The sequence below is a fragment of the Granulicella paludicola genome (assembly GCF_025685545.1).
GTDB classification, from domain to species: Bacteria; Acidobacteriota; Terriglobia; order Terriglobales; family Acidobacteriaceae; genus Granulicella; species Granulicella paludicola.
On the sequence record NZ_JAGSYC010000022.1, the window covers coordinates 346,161 to 353,054 of the forward strand.

Below are 6,894 nucleotides of genomic sequence, written 5' to 3' on the forward strand. Positions count from 1 at the left end.
CCCCGCAGCAAAGAAGCAAGATAAATCTGTCGACAATTTACATATTTTTGTCGACAGATTGAAGACTGACGATAGACAGATCGCATCTCATTGATTTCTCAACGTTTCGATAGAGCCTCCGCCCAGCGCAAAAGCGCAAGGGCCGCCAATGGTTCCATGGCGACCCTTGCGCTTCTAATCTGTAAACTTACGAAATCCCGGGGATTACGACGGCAAATCTTACTGCTGGATCGTCTATCGCTGGAACTCGTACACCGTTCCAACGAGCCGCATCGGCCAGCCCGGAATCTATCCCAGTTGCAACTGCTCCACCATCTCGCGTACCGCTGTAACCTCAACCTCTGAATACTCTGTCTCTGGAACGAGCGCTCCATCTGCGCTCTCCACCCGCTTCTCTCTGCCAGGCCGCAGCGAACCGTGGAAGTGTGTTGCCCCGGTCAAGCGCACCAGCGAGCTCGCATTCGTCAATCGCAAGCCGCCTCCCACGGCAACCTCTAACCGGCCATCTGCCTGCTTCACCAGACGAGCCAGTATCTCCGCCCCCTGTGCGACGTCGGTGCAACCACCCGAGGTCAACACCCGCTCGCAACCCGTCGAAATCACGGCTTCGAGCGCCGTCTCCAAATCAGGCGTGTCGTCGAAGGCGCGATGGAATGTCACCTGCATCGGCCGTGCCAGTTGCACAAAGTTCCTCGTTGTCTCCACGTCCACCGTACGATCGGCCTTGAGCAGCCCCAGCACCACGCCGGCTGCACCCAGCGACTTCACGTGCAGAATGTCCTCGGCCATCACCGCGATCTCAGCCTCGGTATACAGGTAGTTCCCACCCCGCGGACGAATCAGCACATGCACTGGCAAATCGCTTTGCTGCAACGCCTCACGCACCAGCCCATGGCTGGGAGTCAGCCCACCCTCGCTCAGTCCCGAGCAGAGTTCAATACGGTCAGCCCCACCCTCTCGTGCGGCGAGACACGCATCCACCGTCTCCGCACAGAGTTCAAAAATTATCTTTCTCATAAGTCCATGAGCCTGATCGGCCTGTCAACAGTTTCTTCATTCCAAAGTAGCAAGAAGCGACGACGTGCAACAGCCCTTCGACTGTCGCACGTCCATCGCTAACGACTAGAACTTGTAATTCAGCGAAAGCTGAATACGACGTTCTTGGTTACGTGTGCTATTGATCACGCCGAAGTTGCTGTCTTGGATACCACTGTCCGGGTTGCCATAATCAGCCACATTCAGGATGTTGAAGAAGTCCGCACGGAAGCCAAAAGACTCATCCTTATACGTCTTGAAATCCTTGAGCAGAGACGTATCCAATTGGTAGAAACCTGGAGCGCGCTCCGTTCCGTTCGCCGCCGTGCCCCATTGGTACTGCGCGGGCTGGCCATACGCACAGGAGCCGACTACGGTAGGAGCCGTTCCGGTCCCCGTCGCGGTACAAGGCGTTGCGGAGGGATCCGTGCCGAACCAGTTGTTGATCGAGCGGTTCACTACCTTGATATGTCCATACTGATTGGCGCGCTCGCCACCGTATGAATTCGTCGCAGAGGTGATGCCACTATTCGCCGTAATGGTCACTGGGGGACCGCTGAAGGCACGGAAGGCATTGGACAACTTCCACCCACCCAACAGTTCCTGCAGAATGATGTTGGCGTTTGAACCGAACTGCCTGCCACTGCCGTACGGCAGTGCATAGACGATCACGGCATTGAACTGGTGCCGGATATCATCGCCCGAAACACCATAGTCTGCAGCACTGTTGTAGTAGTCCTGGAATGTCTGATCGCCGCCCGTCTGCGCGACATTCGGAGCTCCATAGTTACCGGCGGCGTTCGTCATCGACTTCGCGAACGTATAGTTCAGGTTGTACTCGAGCCCATGCCATTCGCGCTGGCGCAGAGTAACCTGCGCCCCGTTGTAGTTCGACATCGCTCGAGATTCCGTAATCAACACGGAGCCTCCATTGCCCGCTGCATAGGACGTACCTGCACCGAGGTTATAGAGCGGCGTAAGATCGGACGCCGGAAGCGTCGTGTAATTGTGGCTGTTGATATCGATAACCTGCGCCTGCGTGAACTGATTGGCATTGCCATAGTCCATCAGGTGTTGGCCGGACTGACCGATGTAGCTCACCGACAACGAGGTCGTCGCACTGAGCTGCGTCTCTACCGTCAGATTCCATTGCTGAATATAGGCGGGCTGCTGATTCTGCGGCCACATGCTGAACGCACCACCACTCGGCTGCGCCGTGTTCGCGTTGGTCACAAAGCCCTGCGAAGCCTGAAGAGAAGTGCCGCTGGACCCTGCTGCGGGAGCGGTGCCATCGCGCTTGAAGACCGACACCAGCGGAGGATTGTTCGTCAGTCGCTGGTTCGCCGCGTCGCCCTCGAAGAAGCTCGTCGCTCCATAACCGCCGCGCAGCGAAACCTTCGGCATCGCCTGGTATGCAAAGCCGAAGCGTGGCATCACCTGCTTATAGCTCGGTCTGTAGCATGCCGTCGTGGGGCACACGATGGAACCCGCCGGAGAGCCTGCCGGGATCGAGCCTGCGTACTCCATGATGCCGCCGTTTACAGGAAGCACATTCGCGTTCTTGTTGTTCGCCTCGACCATTGGCTGGTCGTACTCATAGCGAACACCCAGGTTCAATGTCAGAGTTGGTGTCACCTTCCAGTCGTCCTGAATGTAACCCGCAGCGCGCCACTGGCGATTGCCAAACTCACCACCGTCCTGCAGCCCATATTCGGCAGCAGCGTCGAGCACGAAGTCAGCCGGAGCGATCTGATCGTTAGTCGTTGTGGGGTTCTTCGTGTAGGCACCCGTATAGCTGAAGTAGCCCAGAGCGCCGGCGTTCTGGCTCTGCGTGTAGTTCTGCTGGTAGCGTGCAGCTTGCACACCAATTGTAAAGAGGTGCTTACCCTTTTGAATCGTGAAGTTGTCGTTATAACCAAAGGTGTTGTCTACAAGCAGCTGTGGTGCGGCGCGAGTGCCGACCGTGCTTGCCTGACCCGACATCTCCATGGCAGTGAAGCCCGCAAACCGCTGCTGACCGAACGGAATCCCGACGACAGAGTCGCCCGACGTGCCGAACTGGCCGGTGTAGTCAATCGGAACGCCGGTATTCCACTTGATGCGCGTGTAGCCAACGTTGAACTGGTTCACGATCGCTGAAGAGAACGTGTGCACCCAGCTCGAGCCAAACAGCGTCGACGGATAGCTGTTGATGCTGGGGAAGCCAAGAGGGAAGACCGTGTTGCTGCCATCGCGGGGTCGCGACTGCGAATAGAAACCGGAGATACGGTCTTTTGCCTCGGGCGTCCAGTCGACCTTCACGTCGAACTGATTGTTCACGGTGTAGCCGCGTTCAACACCTTCAAACAGGGGAATGTACGTGCCGGTAGGAATAGCCACTCCGGGTGTCGGCGTCGGATAAAGACCCGGATGCGCTGCCAGGTACTTCACCACCGGATTGTTCACCGGAATCTGGTTGTTGGCAAAGATCGGATAGGTGTTCGTTGCAGCGTTGTAAGCCTGCGTGTTGTAGAGCTGGAACGGGATCGACGAAAAGTCGCCCTTCAGCATCGCTGGCGTGAGGACCTGGTAAGACTTTTGCGTCGCCGCGGGCTGGCGGTATCCTTCGTAATCGCCAAAAGCGAACAGCTTGTTCTTCACAATCGGTCCGCCAAGCGTGCCGCCGAAGATCGTCTGCGTGTAACGGTTCTTCGCCTCGCTCTTGTACTTGTTCGCCCAGCTGTTGGCGTTCAGCTTGTCGTTCTGCAAAAACACATAGGCGCTACCGTGAAACTGGTTGGTGCCGCTCTTCAGCACCGAAACGATGGCACCGCCATTCGCATTGCCGTAGATCGCAGGCGCATTGCCGGAGATCACTTTGATCTCCTGGAGTGCATCCGGAGCCGGGTTGTAGCCGATCTGGTTGTTCTGCGCCTCGTTCAGGTCCACGCCGTCGAGCGTGTAGTAGTTCGCCTGTCCGCGGTTACCGTTCACACTCACCAGGTTGTTGCTCGTCGTGCTGCGTTCCGTCGCATTCGACCCCGTCATGCCGGTCGGGTCCGTGCTCACTACACCTGGCGTGAACAACGTCACCGACTGGAAGTTGCGTCCCTCCAGCGGGAAGTTCTGCACCTCATTCTCAGTGAGCGTCGTGCTGATCGTGCCATCCGTCGTGTTGATGATCGGTGCCGTCTCCGTCACCGTCACGCTCGTCGAGTTCCCCGCCACCAGCTTGCTGTTCAGGTTCACCGTCTGATTAATCTCCAGAGTGAACGTCTGCGTCGTCTGCGCAGCAAAGCCGGGCGCCGTCACCATAACCTTGTAGTGCCCGATCGGAAGGAACCGCGCGGTATACACACCGTCCGCGTTCGCTGTCTGGGGAGTCTTCACACCCGTATCGACATCCTCTACGACTACCGTCGCGCCCGGTATCACCGCCCCGCTGGCATCCGTCACCTGTCCGGTCACCGAACCCGTCACCGTCTGCGCGTGTGCCGCACCCACCGTCAACAGCATCAGGAACACCAGGCTATAGCAACACAGTGCAAGCCGATTCATCGGTATACGCATCATCAAATCCTCCAGAAAGCTCCAACCCGCTCCATGCCATCTACAGGTATCCGCAGCGTCGCTGCAGCCGTCCCGTTCCTTCGTGGGTGCATGTTATGGATGAGCCTAAGAACTCGTCGTCATAAAGTCAACAAAACTTTTCAGAAATATGCAATATATTCCAATCAAGGTGCAAAATAATGCAAAGTGTCGACAGTTTTAAACACAGCTGCCTGCAAACACTTGTTTATGATGGAGTGGATTGGGGTTCGCACGATGGCTGCCAAACACGACCGGGCTAAACAGATCCTTCACCTGCTCTTACAGAAGGGCAGCGGCAGCATTGAAGAACTCGCCGTCGCTGTAGGCGTCTCCCCCGCCAGCGTCCGCCGCGACCTCATCAAGCTCGAGGAGCGTGGCCTCGTCAACCGTACCCACGGCGGAGCCGAGGTCGCCGGCAAGCTCAACTACGAGCCCTTTCGTTTCGACGCCGCCTTCCCTCTGCGCGAAGAGCGCTTCGCCGACGAGAAGCGCCGCATCGGTCTCGCCGCCGCCGACCTTGTGGAAAAGGGAGACACCATCGCACTCTCCCCCGGAACCACCACCACGCAGATAGCGCGCGGTCTGCGCCATCGTGAACAAATCCACATCGTCACCAGCGCTGTGAATATCGGCATGGAACTCTCCAGCCAGCCCAACCTCTCGGTCACTCTTACCGGCGGCGCCGTCCGCTGGCCCGGCTCCTTCTCCATGGTCGGCGTCACGGCCTTCGACGCCCTGCAGCGCCTCTTCTTCGAAAAGTTTTTCATCGGCGTCACCGGCATCCACCCTCAGCACGGCATCACCGTCATCGAATCCGACGAGGCCCTCATCCTCAGCCAGATGATTCAGCACGCCAAGCAGGTCATCGCCGTCGCCGACTCCAGCAAGCTCAACATGATCAGTGCCATGAAGGTCTGCTCCCCCTCAGAGATCGACCTCATCATCACCGACGACGGCGCCGACCCCGACGTCCTCGAAGCCTTCCGCGCCCAGAACATCCGCATCCTGCTCGCCTGACCCTCACCACCGCTCCGCGCCGCACCAAGGCCTCCACGAACACACCGCCGATCCCGCCCTCATCGAGATCGCAACGGACGGACGTCTCAATCTTCCCCAACAGCCAGGACACCAGCGAACACCAATTTCGGGAAACGCGTTTATGAGGAGTTATCCATTGTCGAGCTTTCGCGCGTGTTTTCTAAAGGTCACTGCACCCATTGCCCGACTAAATACCGATTGACGTGCCTATCTGCCCGATGGGATGATGTTGGTGCGATGTATTTCTCCAAGAGCTAAACCGGATTCAGAAGCAGGCAGGCTGCTACCAGCGGTCATATGTATCCCTGCCTTAAATCTGACTCGACGACGCATATCACCGTCGTCCACTCACCGGTTTAGAAATTGGGGAATTTTATGTCCTGGTCTGAACGTCTCGTTCAGGATCACAGGAAGCGGACGGATCGCGCCATTCATCGCGCTTGCAGCCACCTCGCCTCTGATCCACTTACTTTTGCAAAGTTCCAAGAGCTGCTGATTTGTGCTCGCACCCGCGCGCCACTATTGTTTGATGCGCCGGTCAAGGATGGCAGGCATCTCGGCGTCGACGCGCTATTCCACCTGGCTCGCTTCCGAAGCGCGCACATTCGCCCAACAGCGGAGTGGAAGGGTACGTTAGCCTCCTGGCGCTCCTCAGTGGCGTCCTTAGCGCACCATCTGACTTGTCGATACGAAATCCCCGCTTTTATGGCCTCGGTCTGGTATGCAGTTGATGCCGCAGGGGACGAGAAACGTTCATGGGTGATCGCACATTCACGCGGAGCGAGCTTTCGTTCACTCGATCTGCCAGTCACCATGACGCGAAAGATGGAACATATCTTTCTTACATCGGACGACCATTTGGGGCTGGAGCCAGCACTTCGCAGAGCCGAGTTGCTTGCTCTAGGCATGCCTACCGCATTTATGAAGGCCATCCTGTCCACGCGACTAGCGACGGATTTGCGCAATGGTGGCTTCTGGCGCACCGTCTGGATGTTCTTCATCGCGCACGTCGAAGAACTTGAGCCTACACAGATTGGGCCCATGATCGACTACATTCAGTCCGTCCGGCACGATCGAATTCAAATAGAGACACAGGACGGCATGATGGAAGCCGCCCCGCCGCTGCCTTCGTTTTGCATGAAAGGGCGAACAGTGTCGTCCATGCTCCGCCTGATGAGGGAATGGCATCGTGATCTTGGCACATCACATAGCACTGCCGCATTCACGTGGACCCGGTCTCCTTTCAAACCG

General features: G+C 57.5%; 4 protein-coding genes. 2 read left to right on the plus strand and 2 right to left on the minus strand.

Features of this window, described 5'->3' with window-relative positions; genetic code table 11:
• Window positions 1-288 precede the first annotated feature (288 nt).
• Complete coding sequence (locus tag OHL14_RS07350; protein ID WP_263378680.1) at window positions 289-1,017, minus strand: copper homeostasis protein CutC; 729 nt, start codon at window positions 1,015-1,017, stop codon at window positions 289-291.
• Between the two features lie 105 nt (window positions 1,018-1,122).
• A complete protein-coding gene (locus OHL14_RS07355) occupies window positions 1,123-4,587 on the minus strand; it encodes a TonB-dependent receptor (RefSeq protein ID WP_263378681.1) in 3,465 nt (1,154 codons plus the stop codon).
• A gap of 225 nt (window positions 4,588-4,812) precedes the next feature.
• On the opposite strand from OHL14_RS07355, the gene OHL14_RS07360 reads away from it, so the two are divergent.
• Window positions 4,813-5,622: a DeoR/GlpR family DNA-binding transcription regulator gene (locus OHL14_RS07360; RefSeq protein ID WP_263378682.1), complete on the plus strand. Its 810-nt coding sequence runs from the start codon at window positions 4,813-4,815 to the stop codon at window positions 5,620-5,622.
• A gap of 396 nt (window positions 5,623-6,018) precedes the next feature.
• Window positions 6,019-6,894, plus strand: an 876-nt coding sequence (locus OHL14_RS07365; protein ID WP_263378683.1) for a hypothetical protein, incomplete at its 3' end; no start/stop codon positions are given.